Raw genomic sequence first — 17,389 nt, 5'->3', positions numbered from 1 at the left:
GGTCCGCCGGATCGGTCAGCCGGTCGCGGGCGGGAGCTTGAAGCCGCGCAGCGACAGCGGGTTGTCCGCCACGGCGGCCCGGTCCGGGGTGTCGACCGCCAGCGTGTCGGCGAACGCGTCGAACATGCGCCGGACGAAGCCTTCCGCGAGGTCGCGCGTGATGAAGACGAGCCGGGTGCGGTGGTCGCCGTCCGGCCAGGCAGGCAGGCGGACCGGCGGATGGAAGATGTCCTGGACCCCGTGCACCACCAGCGGGTGGTCCGGGTCCTCGGCGATGCGGATGATTCCCTTCACCCGCAGGAGGTTCGGGCCGTGGGCCGAGCGCAGGAGGTCCAGCATCATCTCGACCCCGGAAAGGGGCAGGGCCCTGTCGGCGACGAGCGCGAACGACCGGATGCCGGCGTCGTGGCGGTTCACGTCGTGGGCATGGCCGTGCCCGTGCCCATGGCCGTGGTCGTGCCCATGGTCGTGCCCATGCTCGTGATGGTGGTCGTGGCCGTGGTGGTCGTGCCCGCAGCCGCAGGTTTCGTCGTGGACGTGGTCCTCGGCGTCGAGGGCCGCGCGGGCCTTCTCCCGGTCCAGGAAGGCCTCCTCGTTGAGCCATCGCGCGACGTCGGCCGACTTGGTGGCCGGGTTCCAGAGCCCCGTGTCGACGAGCGCGGCCGCGATCGCCTCGCCCTTCGCGGCGTCGAGCACATGGGCGGACGGGTTGAGGGCCTTCAGGCGCCGCAGGAGGGGCCCTACGCGGCCGGCGGCCTCCGGCAGGTCCGACTTGGCGAGCACGATCCGGTCGGCCACCGCCGCCTGCTTCACCGCCTCCGGATGGGCGTCCAGGGTGGCGGACCCGTTCACGGCGTCCACCACGGTGACGACCCCGTCCAGCCGGTAGCGGAGCACCAGATAGGGGTGCGCCATGATGGTGTGGAGCACCGGCGCCGGGTCGGCGAGGCCGGTGGTCTCGATGACGACCCGCGACAGGGTCGCCATCCGGCCATTGTCGAGCCGGCGCAGGAAGTCCTCCAGGGTGGTGACGAGGTCGCCCCGCACGGTGCAGCAGAGGCAGCCGGCGGAGAGTTCCACCACGCCGTCCTCGGCGCCCTCCACGAACAGGTGGTCGAGGCCTACCTCGCCGAACTCGTTGATCACGAAGGCGGCGTTCGGAAAGGCCTCCTCCCGGATCAGCCGGTTCAGGAGCGTTGTCTTGCCGGCGCCGAGAAACCCGGTGAGAACGGTGACGGGGATCGGCTCCTTGGGGGCGCGGGGCGTCGGGGCGGTCACGGGCGGGCTCTCCGGGAAGGACGGCCCGGCACCATGGATCAGCCGCCCCGGCCTTTCAACCCGAGGATCTCGATCGGCGGCGGCACGGCGCCCGGCAGGGCGGGCACGCGGGCGCCGGCTTCCGGGGGCGGGCTGACGAGATCGACGCCGCCGGCGGTCGGCATCTCGGCCCCGGTGTCGCCGGAGCCGGCGTCCGGTTCGGGCGCGAAGGCCGCGGCGCCGCCCGACGGGGCGCCGGACGCGACGGCGCGGCCCGGCCGGGCCTTCGGCAGCGGCGGCAGATCGCCGATGGCGTCCTTCAGGTCGGCGGCCGCGCCCGCCGGATCCGCGATGGTGGCGAGGGTCACCGGCACCGGGTCCATCAGCTTGAACGGAGCCACCAGGTAGGACTTCACCTCGCCGGCGACTCCGGCCCGCGCGACCGCCTGGTCGTCCGCGTCCTCGCCCACCGGAGCCTTCTTGCCGCACACGTAGGGGCGCAGGTCGGTCGGCGCCGCCGGAGGCGGCTCGGACGGGCGGAGCGCCGTGATCTTGGTGCGCTTGGCGAACAGGCCGCCGCCCGGCGACTGGAAGGCGGTCTCCAGGAGGCGCGCCGTCGTCTCCGCCCGCACCTTGGCGTTGCGGGCGCCGAACACGATGGCGACGAGGCGCCGGTTCTCCCGCGTCGCGGTCGCGACCACGTTGAAGCCCGACGAGCAGATGAAGCCGGTCTTCATGCCGTCCGTGCCCGGATAGCGCTCCAGGAGATGGTTGTGGGACTTGATGAGCTTGGAGCCGAGCGACAGGGCCGTGATGCGGAAGAGGTCGTGGTGCTCGGGGAACTCGCGGATGATCGCGGTGGTCAGCAGCGCATAGTCGCGCGCCGTGGTGAACTGGCGCTCGTCCGGCAGGCCGTTCGGGTTGGTGAAGAGGGTCGACGCCATGCCGAGGCGGCGGGCCTCGGCGTTCATGCGCGCCACGAAGCCCTGCTCGGTGCCGCCCACCGCCTCTGCGAGCGCGACCGCCACGTCGTTGGCGGACTTCACGATCAGCATCTTCAGGGCGGTGTCGACGGTCAGCGCCGTGCCGGGCTTGAAGCCCATCTTGGACGGCGGCTCCTTGGCGGCGTTGGCGGTCATCACCACCGGGCTGTCCAGCCGGATCCGGCCTTCGCGCACGGAGCGGAAGGTCACGTAGGCGGTCATCATCTTGGTCAGCGACGCCGGATACCACGGGTGGAAGGCGTCGTTCTCGGCAAGGACCTCGCCGGTGCCCGCGTCGAAGACCAGGTACGGGGCGGCGGTCGCCGGCGCCGCGAGGGCCAAGGCGCCGACCAGGAGCCCGGCCAGGGCCGCGCGAACCCGGCGGGGGCGGGCTGCTGTCGAAAAAGAGCGAAGAAGGGCGGTCACGATTGCGGTCGGTTCCTCAAGCTCGCGCGGCGTCGGGTCGGCTCCAGCGTTCAGGCATGAACCTGACGCCAGGCTTACGCCCGGGAGCCGGGCCTTGCAGTCGGGCCGGACGGTCCCGGCCGGGCCGCGCCGGACCCCCGTCCGGCGCACGATATCAGTGGTTGTCCCCGTTTCTCCTCCCGGCCGACATTCGTGCATTGCAAAGTCCCGTGCAATGCAGAATCCCGTGCGGCGCGACGGCGGCTCCGGCGGCCGGGACGATCGCCGTTACCGGCCGATCATGGCCGTTTGATGAGCGTGGGCCAGAGCGATTCCGATTTGTCCACAAGGTGCTGCAATAGCGATGTGACGGGCCGGGCCACCTGTCGCGGCGCGTTCCGGGCGACGTCAGGCCGAGGCCTGCCCGCACGCGACGTCGGGTCGCCCGGCCACATCTGCCGAAAAATTGGTCATGCCGTCATCGGCGGCTTGCGCGCGGGCGGGGCGTGGTTATTCTCGTGCCTCAGCGCTCGCGCCCTGGCTTCGGATCCGTCGACACCCGCATGACCCTGCACACCCCGCGTCTTCTCGTGGCCGCCTCCGGTCCGCCGCGCCTTCAGCGCGCGCGCGGCATCGGCCGGGTGACCTTCCGTCGCGCGGGCGACCAGACCCGGTTGCAGGATCTCGTCCAGGACGGCTCGGCCAAGATCCGCCTGCCGCGGGTCTACGACGGGCGGGGGCCGGTGGCCGTGCTCCTCAACACGGCGGGCGGCATCACCGGCGGCGACCATCTGGTCTACGAGGCCGAGTGGGGCGACGGCGCGCGGGCCACCGTGACCGCCCAGGCGGCCGAGCGCATCTACCGCCGGTCAGAGGGCGTCGGCCGGGTAGAGAACCGCCTGGTGGTCGGCGCCGGCGCCGAGGCCTTCTGGTTGCCCCAGGAGACCATCGTGTTCGACCGGGCGGGTCTCGTCCGCACCCTCGAGGTGGATCTCGCCGCCGACGCCCGCTTCACCGGCTGCGAGATGGTGGTGATGGGCCGCACCGCCATGGGCGAGGAGGTGACCACCCTGTCGCTCTCCGACCGGTGGCGGATCCGCCGCGGCGGGCGCCTCGTCTATGCGGATGCGCTCCGGTTCGAAGGCGACACCCGGGCCATTCTGTCCGGCGGCGCCACGGGGCGCGGAGCCCGGGCCTTCGCGTCCGTCGTCCAGGCGGCGCCGGACGCGGCCGAGCGGCTGGACGCGGTGCGCGGCGTGCTCGACGAGGCCTGCGAGCGGGCCGGCGGGCGGCTGGAGGCGGGCGTGAGCGCCTTCGACGGTCTCCTTGCCGTGCGCCTGCTCGGCGCCGACGGGCGCGCGTTGAGGGACGGGATCGCGCCGCTGATGGAGCACCTGATCGGCGGAGCGCTGCCGCGGGTGTGGGCGCTCTGACCAGGGCCGCCGGCCGCAGCGCCGGCGGAACGAGGCTTGGGGGAACGGTCGCAAGGCCTGTCCTCCCGGCCATTGGACTTCCGGGATTTCGGATCTGGACCATGCCGGATCCAGGGTTTCAAGAACGCGCGGGAACGGGCCATGAATCTGACGCCTCGGGAAAAGGACAAGCTGTTGATCGCCATGGCCGCCATGGTGGCGCGCCGGCGGCTGGAGCGCGGCGTGAAGCTCAACCATCCGGAGGCGGTCGCCCTCATCACCGACTTCGTGGTGGAAGGCGCGCGCGACGGCAGGACGGTGGCCGATCTCATGGCCGCGGGCGCCTCCGTGCTCACCCGCGAGCAGGTGATGCCCGGCGTCGCCGAGATGATCCACGACGTGCAGGTGGAGGCCACCTTTCCGGACGGCACCAAGCTCGTCACCGTGCACGAACCGATCCGCTGAAGGAGACGCGCCATGATCCCCGGGGAAGTGATCGCCGCCGACGGCGAGATCGAACTCAACGCCGGTCTGCCGACAGTGACGCTGGACGTTTCGAACACCGGCGACCGGCCGATCCAGGTGGGCAGCCACTATCATTTCGCCGAAACGAACGGCGCCCTGGCGTTCGACCGCGATCAGGCCCGCGGCATGCGGCTCGACATCCCGGCCGGCACCGCGGTCCGGTTCGAACCCGGCCAGACCCGCAGCGTCACGCTGGTGCCCTACCGCGGCAAGCGCGCCGTCTATGGCTTCCGGCAGCTGGTGATGGGGCCCTTGTAAGGCCCGCCGCCGTCCCGCCGTCCGGTCGCGGCCCACGCCTGTTCCGCCCGCGCCTTTCCTCTTAGCCAGACCTCGGCCCGGCCGGTGCCCGGCGCCGGCCTCGTCCCGACCCCAGGAGCCGACCCGATGTCCTTCCGCATGTCCCGCGCCGCCTATGCCGACATGTTCGGCCCGACCGTCGGCGACAAGGTGCGCCTCGCCGACACCGAGCTCTTTGTGATGGTGGAGAAGGACTTCACCACCTATGGCGAGGAGGTGAAGTTCGGCGGCGGCAAGGTGATCCGCGACGGCATGGGGCAGAGCCAGGCGACCCGGGCCGAAGGCGCCGTCGACACGGTCATCACCAACGCCCTCGTCATCGACCACTGGGGGATCGTGAAGGCCGACGTCGGGCTGAAGGACGGGCGCATCGTCGGTATCGGCAAGGCCGGCAATCCGGACGTCCAGCCGGGGGTCGACATCATCGTCGGCCCGGGCACGGAGGCGATCGCCGGCGAGGGCAAGATCCTGACCGCCGGGGCGCTCGACACCCACATCCACTACATCTGCCCGCAGCAGATCGACGACGCGCTGATGTCCGGCGTCACCACCATGCTCGGCGGGGGCACCGGCCCGGCCACCGGCACGGCGGCGACCACCTGCACGCCCGGCCCCTGGCACATCGCCCGCATGATCCAGGCCGCCGAGGCCTTCCCGATGAATCTGGCCTTCTCCGGCAAGGGCAACGCGGCGCTGCCGGCGGCCCTCGAAGAGCAGATCAAGGCGGGCGCCTGCGCGCTGAAGCTTCACGAGGACTGGGGCACCACGCCGGCGACCATCGACAACTGCCTCTCCGTCGCCGATGCCTACGACATCCAGGTGATGATCCACACGGACACGCTGAACGAGAGCGGCTTCGTGGAGAACACGGTGGCGGCCATGAAGGGCCGCACCATCCACGCCTTCCACACCGAGGGCGCCGGCGGCGGCCACGCGCCGGACATCATCAAGGTGGCTGGCCTTTCCAACGTGCTGCCGTCGTCCACCAACCCGACGCGGCCCTACACCCGCAATACTCTCGACGAGCATCTCGACATGCTCATGGTCTGCCACCACCTGGACCCGTCGATCCCGGAGGACGTGGCCTTCGCGGAGAGCCGGATCCGCAAGGAGACCATCGCCGCCGAGGACATCCTCCACGACATGGGGGGCTTCTCGATCATCGCGTCCGACAGCCAGGCCATGGGGCGCGTCGGCGAGGTGATCATCCGCACCTTCCAGACCGCCCACAAGATGAAGGTCCAGCGCGGCACCCTGGCGGAGGACGTGGGTACCGGGGCGGACAACTTCCGCGTGAAGCGCTACATCGCCAAGGTGACCATCAACGCGGCGATCGCCCATGGCCTCGACAGGCACGTGGGGTCGGTGGAGGTCGGCAAGCTCGCCGATCTCGTGCTCTGGTCGCCCGCCTTCTTCGGCGTCAAGCCGGATCTCGTGATCAAGATGGGCACCATCGCGGCGGCCCCCATGGGCGACCCGAACGCCTCCATCCCGACGCCGCAGCCGGTCCACTACCGGCCCATGTTCGGCGCCTTCGGCAAGGCGCTTCAGGCCTCCCGCGTCACCTTCGTGTCCAGGGCCGCCTATGACGACGGCATCAAGGAACGGCTCGGCCTCGACAGCCTGGTGCTGCCGGTGGAGAACGTCCGCGGCGGCATATCCAAGGCCTCCATGGTCCACAATTCGGCGACGCCCCACATCGAGGTGGACCCGGAGACCTATGAGGTCCGCGCCGACGGCGAACTCCTCACCTGCGAGCCGGCCGAGGTGCTGCCCATGGCGCAGCGCTACTTCCTGTTCTGATTGGAGGAGAGGGTCGGATGGCCGACGACCAAATGGTGCAGGTGGATCGGCTCGGCGTGGAGTCCATGGCGCAGCGCTCCGTCCTGTTCTAGACTGGTACTCATGGCAAAACCGCTTGAAAAGCCGACACGGCCCGACCTCTACGAGGAGGATTTCTTCGCCTGGACGCAAGAGCAGGCGGCGAAGCTGCGCGGGCGTGCCCACAACGACATCGACTGGGATAACCTCGCCGAGGAGATCGACAGCGTGGGCCGTTCGCAAAAGCGCGAGATCCGCAGCCGACTGATCAAGCTCCTCGCTCATCTGCTCAAGTGGGAGCACCAGCCTGAACGGCGTTCGATGAGTTGGCAGACCACGATCGGCGAGATGCGCACGCACATCGACGGTCTCATCGAGGACAGCCCGAGCCTTGCCGCGTTCCCGGAGAGCGTGATCGATCAGGCCTATGCTACGGCCCGCCGGGAAGCCGCCGAGGAGATGCGCCGCGATCTGCGGACGCTTCCCGATCGCTGCCCCTATGACGTCCGGGATAGTCTTGACTATGGGTTCATGCCCGGCCGGCCCTGGTCCCCCGACGACCTCGTTCTGGACTGAGCACAGGACATCTTCATGATTACCGCCACCCGCATCCTTCCCGCCGGCACCTGGACGGGCGAACCGGCCGACAGCCTCGTCCTGGAGCGCGACGACCGCCATCGCCGCCGGCTCGTCATGCGCTGTGTGGAGAAGACCGTCTTCCTCCTCAACCTGCCCGAGGCGCAGGTCATGAAGGAGGGCGACGCCCTGGAGCTGGAGGATGGCCGCCTGATTGCCGTGGTGGCCAAGCCCGAGCGGCTCCTGGAGGTGACGGCCGACGACGCCGGGCACCTGGTGCGCATCGCCTGGCACCTCGGGAACCGCCACCTGCCGACGCAACTGCTCGGCGACCGGCTCAGGATCCGCGAGGACCACGTGATCGAGGACATGCTGGTGAAGCTCGGCGCCCGGGTGGCGCACGTGGCCGCGCCGTTCGACCCGGAAGGCGGCGCCTACGGGCACGGGACCGTCCAGGGCCACGACCATGGGCATGGGCACCACGACCACCATGGGCACCACGACCACCACGATCACCATGGGCACGGCCACGATCACGAACACGGCGCCCATGATCATGCGCACCACGACCACGCCCATCCCGGTCATGACCACGCCCATGGCGACGCGTGCGGATGCGGCCACCATCACGACCATGACCACGCCCACCACCACGACCACGACCATGGCCACAAGCATGGCTGATGGTCGGTCCCTTCCGGGAGACGCCCGGTCGACGGACCTGGAACGCGCGGCGCCCGACGGTGCGGCGCTCGTGCGGCTGATGACGTGGCTGTCGCCGGCCTTTCCGGTGGGCGCTTTCACCTACAGCCACGGCCTGGAATGGGCGATCGAGGACGGCACGGTCCGCACCGCGGACGACCTCCGCGTCTGGATCGCCGACATCCTCCGGCACGGCGCCGGCCGGACCGACGCGGTCCTTCTCTGCGAGGCCTGGCGCGCCGCGCGGGCGGGGGACGCCGCCCGTCTGAAGGCGGTGGGCGACCTCGCCTTCGCGCTCCAGCCCTCCAAGGAGCGGCGGCTGGAGGCGGGCGCCCAGGGCAAGGCCTTCGTGACCGCCGTCGACGCCACCTGGGGCGCGCCGACCCTGGCGGAGCTTGCCGCCAGCATTGCGCCCACGCCGGTCGCCTACGCGGTCGCGGTGGGTGTCGCCGGCGCCGACCATGACGTCCCGCTCGGCGCGCTGGCCGAGGCGCATCTGACGGCCTTCGTGGCCAATCTGGTCTCCGCCGCCGTTCGGGCCGTGCCGCTCGGCCAGACCGACGGCCAGCGGTTGATCCAGGCGCTGGCGCCCGTGGTGGCCGAGACGGCGGCCGAGGCCCTCGCGGCCGACCCGGACGACCTGGGCGGCGCGGCACTCCGCGCCGACATCGCGTCCATGAAACACGAAACCCAGTATACGAGGCTGTTCCGCTCATGAGCGCAGAGACCCAGACCCCGCCGAAGCCCGCGCGAGCCCACGGTCCCCTTCGCGTCGGGGTCGGCGGGCCCGTCGGCTCCGGCAAGACGGCGCTGATGGACGCGCTCTGCAAGGTGCTGCGCGATCGCTACGACATCGCCGCCATCACCAACGACATCTACACCAAGGAAGACGCGGAGTTCCTGACCCGCTCGGGCGCCCTGCCTGCCGACCGCATCGCCGGCGTGGAGACGGGCGGCTGCCCGCACACCGCCATCCGCGAGGACGCCTCGATCAATCTCGCCGCCGTGGCGGACATGAACGAGCGCTTCCCGACCCTCGACGTCATCCTGATCGAATCCGGCGGCGACAACCTCGCCGCCACCTTCTCGCCCGAGCTCGCCGACATCACCATCTACGTCATCGACGTGTCGGCCGGCGACAAGATCCCCCGCAAGGGCGGCCCGGGCATCACCAGGTCCGACCTCCTCGTCATCAACAAGATCGACCTCGCCCCCTACGTGGGCGCCTCGCTGGAGGTGATGGACCGGGACGCCCGCCGGATGCGCGGCCAACGGCCGTTCGTGTTCACCAACGTGCGCGCCGGCCACAATGTGGCGGACGTCGTCCGCTTCATCGAGGAGGCGGGCGGCCTCACCGGCTGACCTCGTCCATGACGACGGCCGTGAGCGCGTCCGCGATGCGCCGGACCGCCAGGGAGGCGGCGGCGTCGCGGGTGGAATCGAGAACCGCGACCTCGCTCTCCGGCAGCGCCGGCAGCCCGCTCTCCCGGCCGAGCACGGTCGTGCCCTCGGGCCGGAACCGCCGGCCGAGGCAGGCGATGCCGAGCCCCGCGGCGGCGGCGGCCTGGACGGCCGCGACGCCCCGGCTCACGAACGCGTCGGTCCACGGCACGCCCGCCTCGTCGAGAGCCCGGATGGCCGCCTGCCTCGTGTTGCAGGGCGGGTCCACCGAGACGAGCGGCACCGGCTCGCCGGGCCTCCAGTCGAGGTCGGGCGCGCCGACGAACACGAGATCGTCGCGATAGAGCACCCGGCCCGCGCCCGGTCCCGGCGTGCGGCGGATGACGATGGCGTCGAGCCGGCCCGCCTCGTAGTCGCCGGTCAGCTCGTCGGAAAGGCCGAGCATCACCTTCAATGTCAGGCGCGGCATCAGCCCGCGCACCTCCGCCAGGGCGCGGGCGAGCGACAGGCCGCCCGCGTGCTCGCTGACGCCGATCGACAGGGACACGGCGGTGTCGCCCACGAGGGCGCGGCGGAGAGCGTCGTCATGGGCCGCCAGCACGCGCCGGGCATCGACCAGAAAGCGACTTCCGAAGGTGGTCAGCTCCACGGACCGGGGCGTCCGCTCCAGAAGCGGGCGGCCGAGCCGCTCCTCCAGCTTCTTCAGCCGAACGCTCACCGCCGACTGGGTCGCGCCGACCTGATGGCCGGCGGCCGTGAAGCTCGCCGTGTCCGCCACGGCCGCGAAGGTGCGGAGGAGGTCGATGTCGAGGCTCATAGGGCCATTCCGAAACTTGATTTTTGATATTCTGTCTATTCCTTTCACAAATGGCAAGCGCAGGAACTAGGGTGGGTCATCCCACGTGAAGAGGGGTTGGACCCATGCCGCTGATCACCGTTTCCTATGCCACCGATCGTCCCGACGGGGAGGTGCTGAAGCCGGCCATCGCCCGTCTCGTCACCCGGTTCGCGGCCTCCTGCCTGCACAAGCGGCCGGACCTCACGGCTGTGATCGTCCAGCGGGTGCCGGCCGAATCCTGGACCGTCGGCGGACGCACGGTCGCCGGGTCGGGCCTCGCCACCTACGCGCTGACCATCACCATCACGGACGGCACCAACACCAAGCGGGAGAAGGCGGCTTTCCTGGCCGCCGTCCATGCCGGAATGGCGGAGGTGCTGGGACCGCTGTTCCCGGAAAGCTACGTGCACGTGTCGGACGCGCGGGCGGAAGCCTATGGCTACGGCGGTCTCACCCAGGAATTCCGCCATGTGGCCGAACTCCTGGACGCGGCCACCCGGAATGCGGCGGCGGCGGCGGCGATCGGAGACCACGGCGTCCGCTGACGAGGGGTTGTCGGACAAATTCCGTCTTGTCCGACGAGCCGTTCGGGCTTAAGCCAGGGAGGCTGGACGCGCGACCGCCGCGGTCCCTTCCTCCCGCGCGATCCGCCCGCCATGACCGACATCGCCTTCGACGTGCTGCCCATCTTCGTGCTCATCGCCATCGGATGGGCGGCGGTGGCGGGCGGGCTCCTGAAGGCGGAGGTGGGCGACGCGCTCAGCGACTTCGTGTTCAAGATCGCCGTGCCGGTGCTCCTCTTCCGCACCGTCGCCCGGGCTGACTTTCACGGCGCCTCGCCGTGGGGCCTGTGGCTCGCCTATTTCTTCGGCGTGGTGGTCACCTGGACCGCCGGCCACCTCGCGGCGACCCGGCTCTTCAAGCGCGAAACCCGGCTCGGCGTGGTGGCGGGCGTCTCGTCCGCCTTCGCCAACAACGTCTTCATCGGCCTGCCGCTGATCGACCGGGTGCTCGACGCGGAGGGCGTCGTCGCCCTCTCCATTCTCCTTTGCGTGCATCTGCCGGTGATGATGATCGCCGGCACGCTCATGATGGAGCGGGCCGACCGCAAGGTGGCCGGCAAGCCCGGCCGGGGCCTCGGCGCCATCCTGACCCAGGTCGGCCGGAATCTGGCGCGCAATCCGCTGGTGATCGGCCTCGTGGCGGGCTCGCTCGCGCGGGTGCTCGGGGTGCCGACCGGCGGCATGCCGGGTGTGATCATCGACCAGATCGCCCAGATCGCCGGGCCGGCTGCGCTTCTGGCCATGGGCATGGCGGTCCGCAAGTACGGGTTCTCCGGCCACGGGGCGCCGGCGGTGACGCTCGCGGCCCTGAAGCTCTTCCTGATGCCGGCCTGCGTGTTCGTGGCGGCGCACCTTCTCGACCTGCCGCCCACCTGGACGGCCGCCATCGTGCTCACCTCCGCCGTGCCGACAGGGGTCAACGCCTACCTGATCGCCAGCCACTTCGGCGTCGGCCACGGCCTCGCCTCGTCGGTCATCACGCTGACGACGGCGCTCGGGGCGCTCTCGGTCACCGCCTGGGCGCTCCTGCTCGGGGTCTGATCCGGCGGGTGGCGGTCCGGTCCTGTCCGGAAATTCGCTTGTCCAACCCGGAGGCTTCGGCGAGGGTAGCGCACTCTTTCCCAAGCATTCGGCCCGCGAGGTGACGGTGAGCCATCCCTATGCCGACCGGCGCGGCGTGATCGGCTGGATCCTGTTCGATCCGGCGACGCAGCCCTTCTTCACGCTCGTCACCACCTTCGTGTTCGCGCCCTACTTCGCCGCCGCGGTGGCCGAGACGCCGGCGGCCGGCCAGGCGCTCTGGGGCTATGCGACCGCGGCCGCCGGGCTCGCCATCGCGCTGACCGCCCCCTTCCTCGGCGCCATCGCGGACGAGACCGGGCGGCGCAAGCCCTTCGTGGCCCTCTTCGGCGGCCTGATGGCGGTCGCCTCGGCGGGCCTCTGGGTGGTGGAGCCCGGGCGGACGGACCTCGTGCCGGTCGCGCTGGTGCTCTTCGCCCTCGGCACCATCGGGGCCGAATACGCCATCATCTTCAACAACGCCATGATGACGCGGCTGGTGCCGCCGGAGCGGCTCGGCCGCCTGTCCGGCACGGGCTGGGCGGCGGGGTTCGCGGGCGGGCTCCTGTCGCTCGCCTTCGTGCTCGGGTTCCTCGCCGCCGACCCGGAGACCGGCCGCACGCTCGCCGGGTTCGAGCCCCTGTTCGGCCTCGACGCCGCCGCGCGGGAGGGCGACCGGGCGGCCGGGCCGCTGACGGCGATCTGGTTCGCGGTCCTCGTGCTGCCGCTTCTCCTCTTCACGCCGGATGGCCGGCGCGGCGGCGGCATGCCGGTCGGTGCGGCGGTGCGGGGCGCCGTCTCGTCGCTGAAGGAGACGCTGAGCCGGCTGAAGGACCGCCCCGGCATGGGCCGCTTCCTGATCGCCAACATGATCTACACCGACGGCCTCGTCGCCCTGTTCGCCTTCGGCGGCGTCTACGCGGCGGGCACCTTCGGCTGGGGCACCATCGAGATCGGCCTGTTCGGCATCCTCCTGACGGTCACGGGCACGTTGGGTGCCTTCGTGGGCGGCCGGTTGGACGACCGGTTCGGGTCGAAGGCGGTGGTGCTCGGCGCGCTCGCGCTCCTCACGGCCTGCAGCCTCCTCATCCTGTCGGTGGATGCCAACCACCTCCTGTTCGTCGTCGAGACGACCGGCCCGCAGCCGGGCGACGGGCTCTACGGCAGCCCGCCGGAGAAGGCCTACCTGCTGTTCGGGGCGTTGATCGGCCTTGCGGTCGGGCCGGTCCAGGCGGCGTCGCGCACCCTTCTCTGCCGGCTCGCGCCGGAGGGCGAGACCGGCCGCTTCTTCGGCCTCTTCGCGCTCACCGGCAAGATCACCAGCTTCGGCGGGCCGCTGCTCGTCGGCATCGCCACCGATCTAACCGACAGCCAGCGGATGGGCGTGGTGCCGCTCCTGGTCTTCTTCGTGACCGGGGCGGTGCTCCTGCGGGGCGTTCCGGCGCCCCGACGCTGAGGCGGCGGCCGGCGCCTACCCTGCGCCCTTCTCGACGAGGAAGCGGAGGACCGGCCCGTCCGTCGCCCGGTCCACCAGCCGGTGGCCGGATTCCGCGCAGAAATGCGGCAGGTCGATCGCCGACATGGGATCGGTCGCCTCCACCAGCACGCGCGCTCCGGGTGCGAGCCGGGCGAGGGCGCGGCGGGTCTTCAGCACCGGAAGCGGGCAGTTGAGGCCGCGGAGGTCGAGCCGCAGCGGCTCGGACCCTTCAAGATCCGGGGCGCCGTCCACGGGAGCGGCCGTCACCGGATCACGGAAAGGCAGAGGTCGACCACAGCGTCGAGGGCGGCCGACGGGCCGACGGACAGGGCGACGCCCACCAGGATCACGGCGAGCGGCAGCAGGACCGACAGAACGAGATCGCTGCGGCGAACGCCCGGCGCGATCCGGGCAGGGTCGACTGCGGTCGGGGTGGTGTCGATCGGGGCGGTGTCGGTCGGGGAGGTTTTGGGCATCGACGGGTCCCGGCGGAACGTCTCGGTCAGAGGCAGCCGGCGATCCCGGCCATGAGGCGGGCCGCGAAGGCGGCCTCGCCGAACATCAGGTTGAGGACGACGGTCGCGACCGCCGCGAGCGCGATCAGGCCGATGCCGCCCCAGACGATCCCCCGCTCCACGGCCGGGCTCGCCCATGCCGCCCCAGGCGCGGCGTCGTCAGGGTCCCGGGCGGGACGATCGAAACTGGACATGGCGGCGATCCCGCGTGTCGGGCCAGGCGGGAGGCATTCCACGTCCGGGCTCGATGAATTCCTGGCCAGTCTAGCGCCTTCCCGTTCAGCCCGCCACCAGGCGCTTCAGCTTGGCGAGGGCGTCCGCCTGCGGCTCGCCGTAGGAGATGGTGCCGCGGAACCGACCGTCCGGCCCCATCAGGTAGACGGCGGCCGTATGGTCCATGGCGTAGTCCGTCCCGTCCTCGTTCGGCACCTTGCGCCGGTAGACCCGATACTTCTCCACCACGTCGGCGATCTGGGCCTCCGTGCCGGTGAGGGCCACGATCCGGTCGGAGAAGGACGCCACGTAGCTCTTCAGGATGTCCGGCGTGTCCCGTTCCGGGTCCACCGTGATGAAGAGCACCTTCAGGTCGTCGGCCTCCGGACCCATCTCCTTCAGGGCGAGCGCCATGTCGGCGAGCGTGGTGGGGCAGACGTCCGGGCAGTGAGTGAAGCCGAAGAAGACCGCGTAGGGCTTGCCGGCCACCAGGGCTTCGGTGACCGGCTTGCCGTCCTGGTCGACGAGGGTGAACGGACCGCCCACGGCGGCCTCCCCGGTGGTGGTCACCGCGGCGGGGCCCTCGCCGGTCCGGCCGGCCCACACCAGCCAGCCGGTGGCGGCGACGAGACAGGCGACGAGGGCCCAGGTGACGATCCGCACCCACTTGATCATGGTCAGCTCTTCTTCTCGGTCCGCATGAGGCCGACGTCCCAGACCACCGCCTTCACGGTGGCGCTGGTGCCGTCGGCAAAGGAAAGGGTCATGTCATAGGCGTTACCGACCCGGAGCGCCTGGGTCAGGCCCACGAACATCACATGGGGCCCGCCCGGTTTCAGTTCCAGTTCGCCGCCCGGCGGCACCTCCAGGGTGTCGGTCTTCTGCATCTGCATGTAGCCGTCCTTCACGCCCATGACGTGAAGCTCCACCCGCTGGGCGAACGGCACCGAGCCGCCCGTGAGCACCGCCGGCTTGGCGCCGTGGTTGCGGATCACCAGGTAGCCGGCCCCCACCTTGCCGCCGGGCGGGGTCGCGCGCGACCAGGGCGCCACGAACTCCAGGTCGCCGACCCGGACGGAAGGCAAGTCCACCGGCGCCTCCTGGATGGACTGGGCGAAGGCGGCGGGCGCGACAGCGACGGCGAGAGCGAGGGCCAAGGCACGAGGATCGAGGCGCATGGACGAGGTTTCCTCCGGTTGTTGTTCGTGATCCCGCCGTCGGACGAGCCTTTCCGGGCGGACGACGGGTGGCGGCCGGCTTCGGTCCGGGCCGGCGCGCAGGCTCCTTCGCAGGTTGCCTGAGCGCCTTCCCGTTTCGATCCGGCCTTTGGTCGCACACATATCGTGTCGTGCCCCCAAAATCACGGGGTCCACCGTATACTTGCCTGATCACGCTTGCGTGCTGCCGTGCAAGCCGGCATGTTGACGCTTACGTTCACGTCACATTGTGAACAGGACATGGTGACGGACGGATCGGGACTCCGTCCCGGTGGCATGACGAGAAGAACCGCGGCAGACGGTTCTCGGGGAGGAAAGACGGCATGAGTTTCGCCCACCGCGCCCGCAGCGAGTTCGCCTACGCGTCCGGCCTGGTCCGCATGCTGCGGCGGGTCACCCCCGTCGCGAAGGCGCGCGACCGGGTCTGGCCGGATGTGGTCGCGGATCTCGCCGACCGGTTCGGCGACCGGACCGCGCTGATCTCCGAGGAGGAGACCCTCAGCTATCGCGACTACCACCGGCGCGGCAACCGCTATGCCCGCTGGGCGCAGGCCCACGGCGTCGGAAAGGGCGACTGCGTGGCGCTCTTCATGCCGAACCGGGCCGAATATCTCGCCATCTGGCTCGGCATCACCCGGGCCGGCGGGGTGGTGGCGCTGGTCAACACCAATCTCACCGGGCCGTCGCTCGCCCACTGCATCGCCATCGTGAAGCCCAAGCACGTGATCGTGGCGAGCGATCTCGCCGGCGCCTTCGAGACCGCGCGGCCCCATCTTGCCGGCGGGCCCGAGGTCTGGTCGTTCGGGCCGTCGAACGTCGGCTCCCGGCTCGACGACGCGATCGCGGAAACGTCCGACGAGGACCTGCCGCCGGAGATGAAGCCCGCCCTCACCATCGAGGACCGCTGCCTCTACATCTACACCTCCGGCACCACGGGCCTGCCCAAGGCGGCGAACATCAACCACTACCGGGTCCAGGCCATCATGAACGGCTTCTCGGCCGCCACGAGGGCGACCGGCGAGGACCGGATGTACGTGTCGCTGCCGCTCTATCACACGTCCGGCGGTGTGCTGGCGGTGGGCACCGTGCTGACCGTGGGCGGCTCGGTGGTGATCGCCCGCAAGTTCTCCGCGGGCCGGTTCTGGGACGACATCGTGCGGCACGACTGCACCATGTTCCAGTACATCGGCGAGCTCTGCCGCTACCTAGTCAATTCGCCGCCGCACCCGAAGGAGCGCCAGCATCGCATCCGCATCGTCAGCGGCAACGGCCTGAGGCCCGACATCTGGCTGCCGTTCAAGAGCCGGTTCGGCATTCCGCGCATTCTGGAGTGGTACGCGGCGACGGAAGGCAACGCGGCGCTCTTCAACATGGACGGCCAACCGGGCTCGATCGGCCGGGTGCCCAAGTGGATCCAGCGACGCTTCCCGATCAAGGTGGTGAAGACCAACCTGGAGACGGGCGAGATGCTGCGCGACCTCGACGGCCACGCGATCGAATGCGCGCCGGACGAGGTGGGCGAGATGGTGTCGGAGATCGTCAACGACCCGGCGAAGCCCGCCCAACGCTTCGAGGGCTACGCGGACCCGGCGGCGACGGCCCGCAAGATCGCCGAAAACCTGTTCCGGCCCGGCGACCGCTGGTTCCGCACCGGCGACCTCGTCCGCAAGGACGCCCTCGGCTACTTCTATTTCGTCGACCGGATCGGCGACACCTTCCGCTGGAAGGGCGAGAACGTGGCGACGTCGGAGGTGTCGGAGGCGCTCGGCGTCTACCCGGGCATCGCGACGCCGAACGTCTACGGCGTCACGGTGCCCGGCCGCGAGGGGCGGGCCGGCATGGCGGCGATCGTCTGCGCCACCGAGATCGACCTCGACGGCCTGTCCCGGCATCTCGATTCCCAGCTGCCGGCCTATGCGAAGCCCATCTTCCTGCGCATCAAGTCGGACATCGAGGTGACCGGCACGTTCAAGCTGAAGAAGCTGGACCTGGTCGAGGAAGGGTTCGACCCGGACCGGATCGCCGATCCGATCTTCTTCCTGCACCCGGCCGAAAAGCGCTACGTTCGGCTGGACGGGGATCTCTACCGGGCGATCGTCTCGGGCGGGATCCGGCTCTGACCACGGCC

The 17,389-nt window shown here is 70.7% G+C and carries 20 protein-coding genes; 12 read left to right on the top strand and 8 right to left on the bottom strand.

What is annotated here, in order from left to right; all coding sequences use genetic code 11:
• Positions 1 to 15 precede the first annotated feature (15 nt).
• Entirely contained in the window at positions 16 to 1,278 is a 1,263-nt protein-coding gene (locus HND91_RS00660; protein WP_181704589.1) for a GTP-binding protein, read from the bottom strand.
• Positions 1,279 to 1,316: 38 nt separating this feature from the next.
• Positions 1,317 to 2,582 carry a D-alanyl-D-alanine carboxypeptidase family protein gene (locus tag HND91_RS00655; protein WP_246329233.1) on the bottom strand — a complete coding sequence of 422 codons (1,266 nt, stop codon included), beginning with the start codon at positions 2,580 to 2,582 and terminating at the stop codon, positions 1,317 to 1,319.
• Positions 2,583 to 3,208: 626 nt separating this feature from the next.
• On the opposite strand from HND91_RS00655, the gene HND91_RS00650 reads away from it, so the two are divergent.
• The 8 genes from HND91_RS00650 to ureG all read left to right on the top strand — a co-directional run bounded on the left by HND91_RS00650 (position 3,209) and on the right by ureG (position 9,340).
• Positions 3,209 to 4,078: an urease accessory protein UreD gene (locus tag HND91_RS00650; protein ID WP_181704587.1), complete on the top strand. Its 870-nt coding sequence runs from the start codon at positions 3,209 to 3,211 to the stop codon at positions 4,076 to 4,078.
• A gap of 141 nt (positions 4,079 to 4,219) precedes the next feature.
• Positions 4,220 to 4,522, top strand: coding sequence for an urease subunit gamma (locus tag HND91_RS00645; RefSeq protein ID WP_181704586.1), 303 nt, complete (start codon positions 4,220 to 4,222; stop codon positions 4,520 to 4,522).
• Positions 4,523 to 4,534: 12 nt separating this feature from the next.
• Positions 4,535 to 4,840, top strand: a complete 306-nt coding sequence (locus tag HND91_RS00640; protein ID WP_181704585.1) for an urease subunit beta — start codon at positions 4,535 to 4,537, stop codon at positions 4,838 to 4,840.
• A gap of 126 nt (positions 4,841 to 4,966) precedes the next feature.
• Complete coding sequence (ureC, locus tag HND91_RS00635; RefSeq protein ID WP_181704584.1) at positions 4,967 to 6,682, top strand: urease subunit alpha; 1,716 nt, start codon at positions 4,967 to 4,969, stop codon at positions 6,680 to 6,682.
• Positions 6,683 to 6,784: 102 nt separating this feature from the next.
• Positions 6,785 to 7,276 (top strand): DUF29 domain-containing protein, encoded by a 492-nt coding sequence (locus HND91_RS00630; RefSeq protein ID WP_181704583.1) that lies wholly within the window; start codon positions 6,785 to 6,787, stop codon positions 7,274 to 7,276.
• A gap of 15 nt (positions 7,277 to 7,291) precedes the next feature.
• A complete protein-coding gene (locus tag HND91_RS00625; RefSeq protein ID WP_181704582.1) occupies positions 7,292 to 7,960 on the top strand; it encodes an urease accessory protein UreE in 669 nt (222 codons plus the stop codon).
• Positions 7,863 to 8,696: an urease accessory protein UreF gene (locus HND91_RS00620; protein WP_343057060.1), complete on the top strand. Its 834-nt coding sequence runs from the start codon at positions 7,863 to 7,865 to the stop codon at positions 8,694 to 8,696. The genes HND91_RS00625 and HND91_RS00620 overlap by 98 nt, the downstream gene beginning before the upstream one ends.
• Positions 8,693 to 9,340 carry an urease accessory protein UreG gene (ureG, locus tag HND91_RS00615; protein ID WP_181704581.1) on the top strand — a complete coding sequence of 216 codons (648 nt, stop codon included), beginning with the start codon at positions 8,693 to 8,695 and terminating at the stop codon, positions 9,338 to 9,340. The genes HND91_RS00620 and ureG overlap by 4 nt, the downstream gene beginning before the upstream one ends.
• On the opposite strand, the gene HND91_RS00610 is transcribed toward ureG, so the two are convergent.
• Positions 9,330 to 10,196: a LysR substrate-binding domain-containing protein gene (locus HND91_RS00610; protein WP_181704580.1), complete on the bottom strand. Its 867-nt coding sequence runs from the start codon at positions 10,194 to 10,196 to the stop codon at positions 9,330 to 9,332. The two genes, ureG and HND91_RS00610, sit on opposite strands and share 11 nt — an antisense overlap.
• Before the next feature lie 104 nt (positions 10,197 to 10,300).
• Here HND91_RS00610 and HND91_RS00605 point away from each other — a divergent pair, with 104 nt between their 5' ends.
• From HND91_RS00605 to HND91_RS00595, 3 genes are all read left to right on the top strand, one after another.
• Entirely contained in the window at positions 10,301 to 10,762 is a 462-nt protein-coding gene (locus tag HND91_RS00605) for a tautomerase family protein (RefSeq protein WP_181704579.1), read from the top strand.
• Between the two features lie 111 nt (positions 10,763 to 10,873).
• On the top strand, positions 10,874 to 11,821 hold the full coding sequence (locus HND91_RS00600) for an AEC family transporter (protein WP_181704578.1): 948 nt from the start codon (positions 10,874 to 10,876) through the stop codon (positions 11,819 to 11,821).
• Between the two features lie 106 nt (positions 11,822 to 11,927).
• The gene (locus tag HND91_RS00595; RefSeq protein WP_343057006.1) at positions 11,928 to 13,295 is read left to right on the top strand and encodes an MFS transporter; all 1,368 of its coding nucleotides are present in this window, start codon (positions 11,928 to 11,930) and stop codon (positions 13,293 to 13,295) included.
• Between the two features lie 15 nt (positions 13,296 to 13,310).
• Here the strand turns inward: HND91_RS00595 and HND91_RS00590 are convergent, their stop codons facing one another.
• From HND91_RS00590 to HND91_RS00570, 5 genes are all read right to left on the bottom strand, one after another.
• On the bottom strand, positions 13,311 to 13,583 hold the full coding sequence (locus tag HND91_RS00590) for a sulfurtransferase TusA family protein (RefSeq protein ID WP_343057005.1): 273 nt from the start codon (positions 13,581 to 13,583) through the stop codon (positions 13,311 to 13,313).
• Positions 13,580 to 13,792, bottom strand: coding sequence for a hypothetical protein (locus HND91_RS00585; RefSeq protein WP_181704576.1), 213 nt, complete (start codon positions 13,790 to 13,792; stop codon positions 13,580 to 13,582). The genes HND91_RS00590 and HND91_RS00585 overlap by 4 nt, the downstream gene beginning before the upstream one ends.
• Positions 13,793 to 13,818: 26 nt before the next feature.
• Entirely contained in the window at positions 13,819 to 14,025 is a 207-nt protein-coding gene (locus HND91_RS00580; protein WP_181704575.1) for a hypothetical protein, read from the bottom strand.
• Between the two features lie 85 nt (positions 14,026 to 14,110).
• Positions 14,111 to 14,719, bottom strand: coding sequence for an SCO family protein (locus tag HND91_RS00575; RefSeq protein ID WP_181704574.1), 609 nt, complete (start codon positions 14,717 to 14,719; stop codon positions 14,111 to 14,113).
• A gap of 2 nt (positions 14,720 to 14,721) precedes the next feature.
• Positions 14,722 to 15,222 (bottom strand): copper chaperone PCu(A)C, encoded by a 501-nt coding sequence (locus tag HND91_RS00570; protein WP_181704573.1) that lies wholly within the window; start codon positions 15,220 to 15,222, stop codon positions 14,722 to 14,724.
• A 362-nt stretch (positions 15,223 to 15,584) separates the two neighbouring features.
• On the opposite strand from HND91_RS00570, the gene HND91_RS00565 reads away from it, so the two are divergent.
• The gene (locus tag HND91_RS00565) at positions 15,585 to 17,381 is read left to right on the top strand and encodes a long-chain-acyl-CoA synthetase (protein WP_181704572.1); all 1,797 of its coding nucleotides are present in this window, start codon (positions 15,585 to 15,587) and stop codon (positions 17,379 to 17,381) included.
• Positions 17,382 to 17,389 lie beyond the last annotated feature (8 nt).

This window comes from Chthonobacter rhizosphaerae (assembly GCF_013839525.1).
GTDB classification, from domain to species: Bacteria; Pseudomonadota; Alphaproteobacteria; order Rhizobiales; family Pleomorphomonadaceae; genus Chthonobacter; species Chthonobacter rhizosphaerae.
Note: the sequence above shows the minus strand (reverse complement) of the source record. Positions and strands in the feature narration are given on the sequence as shown.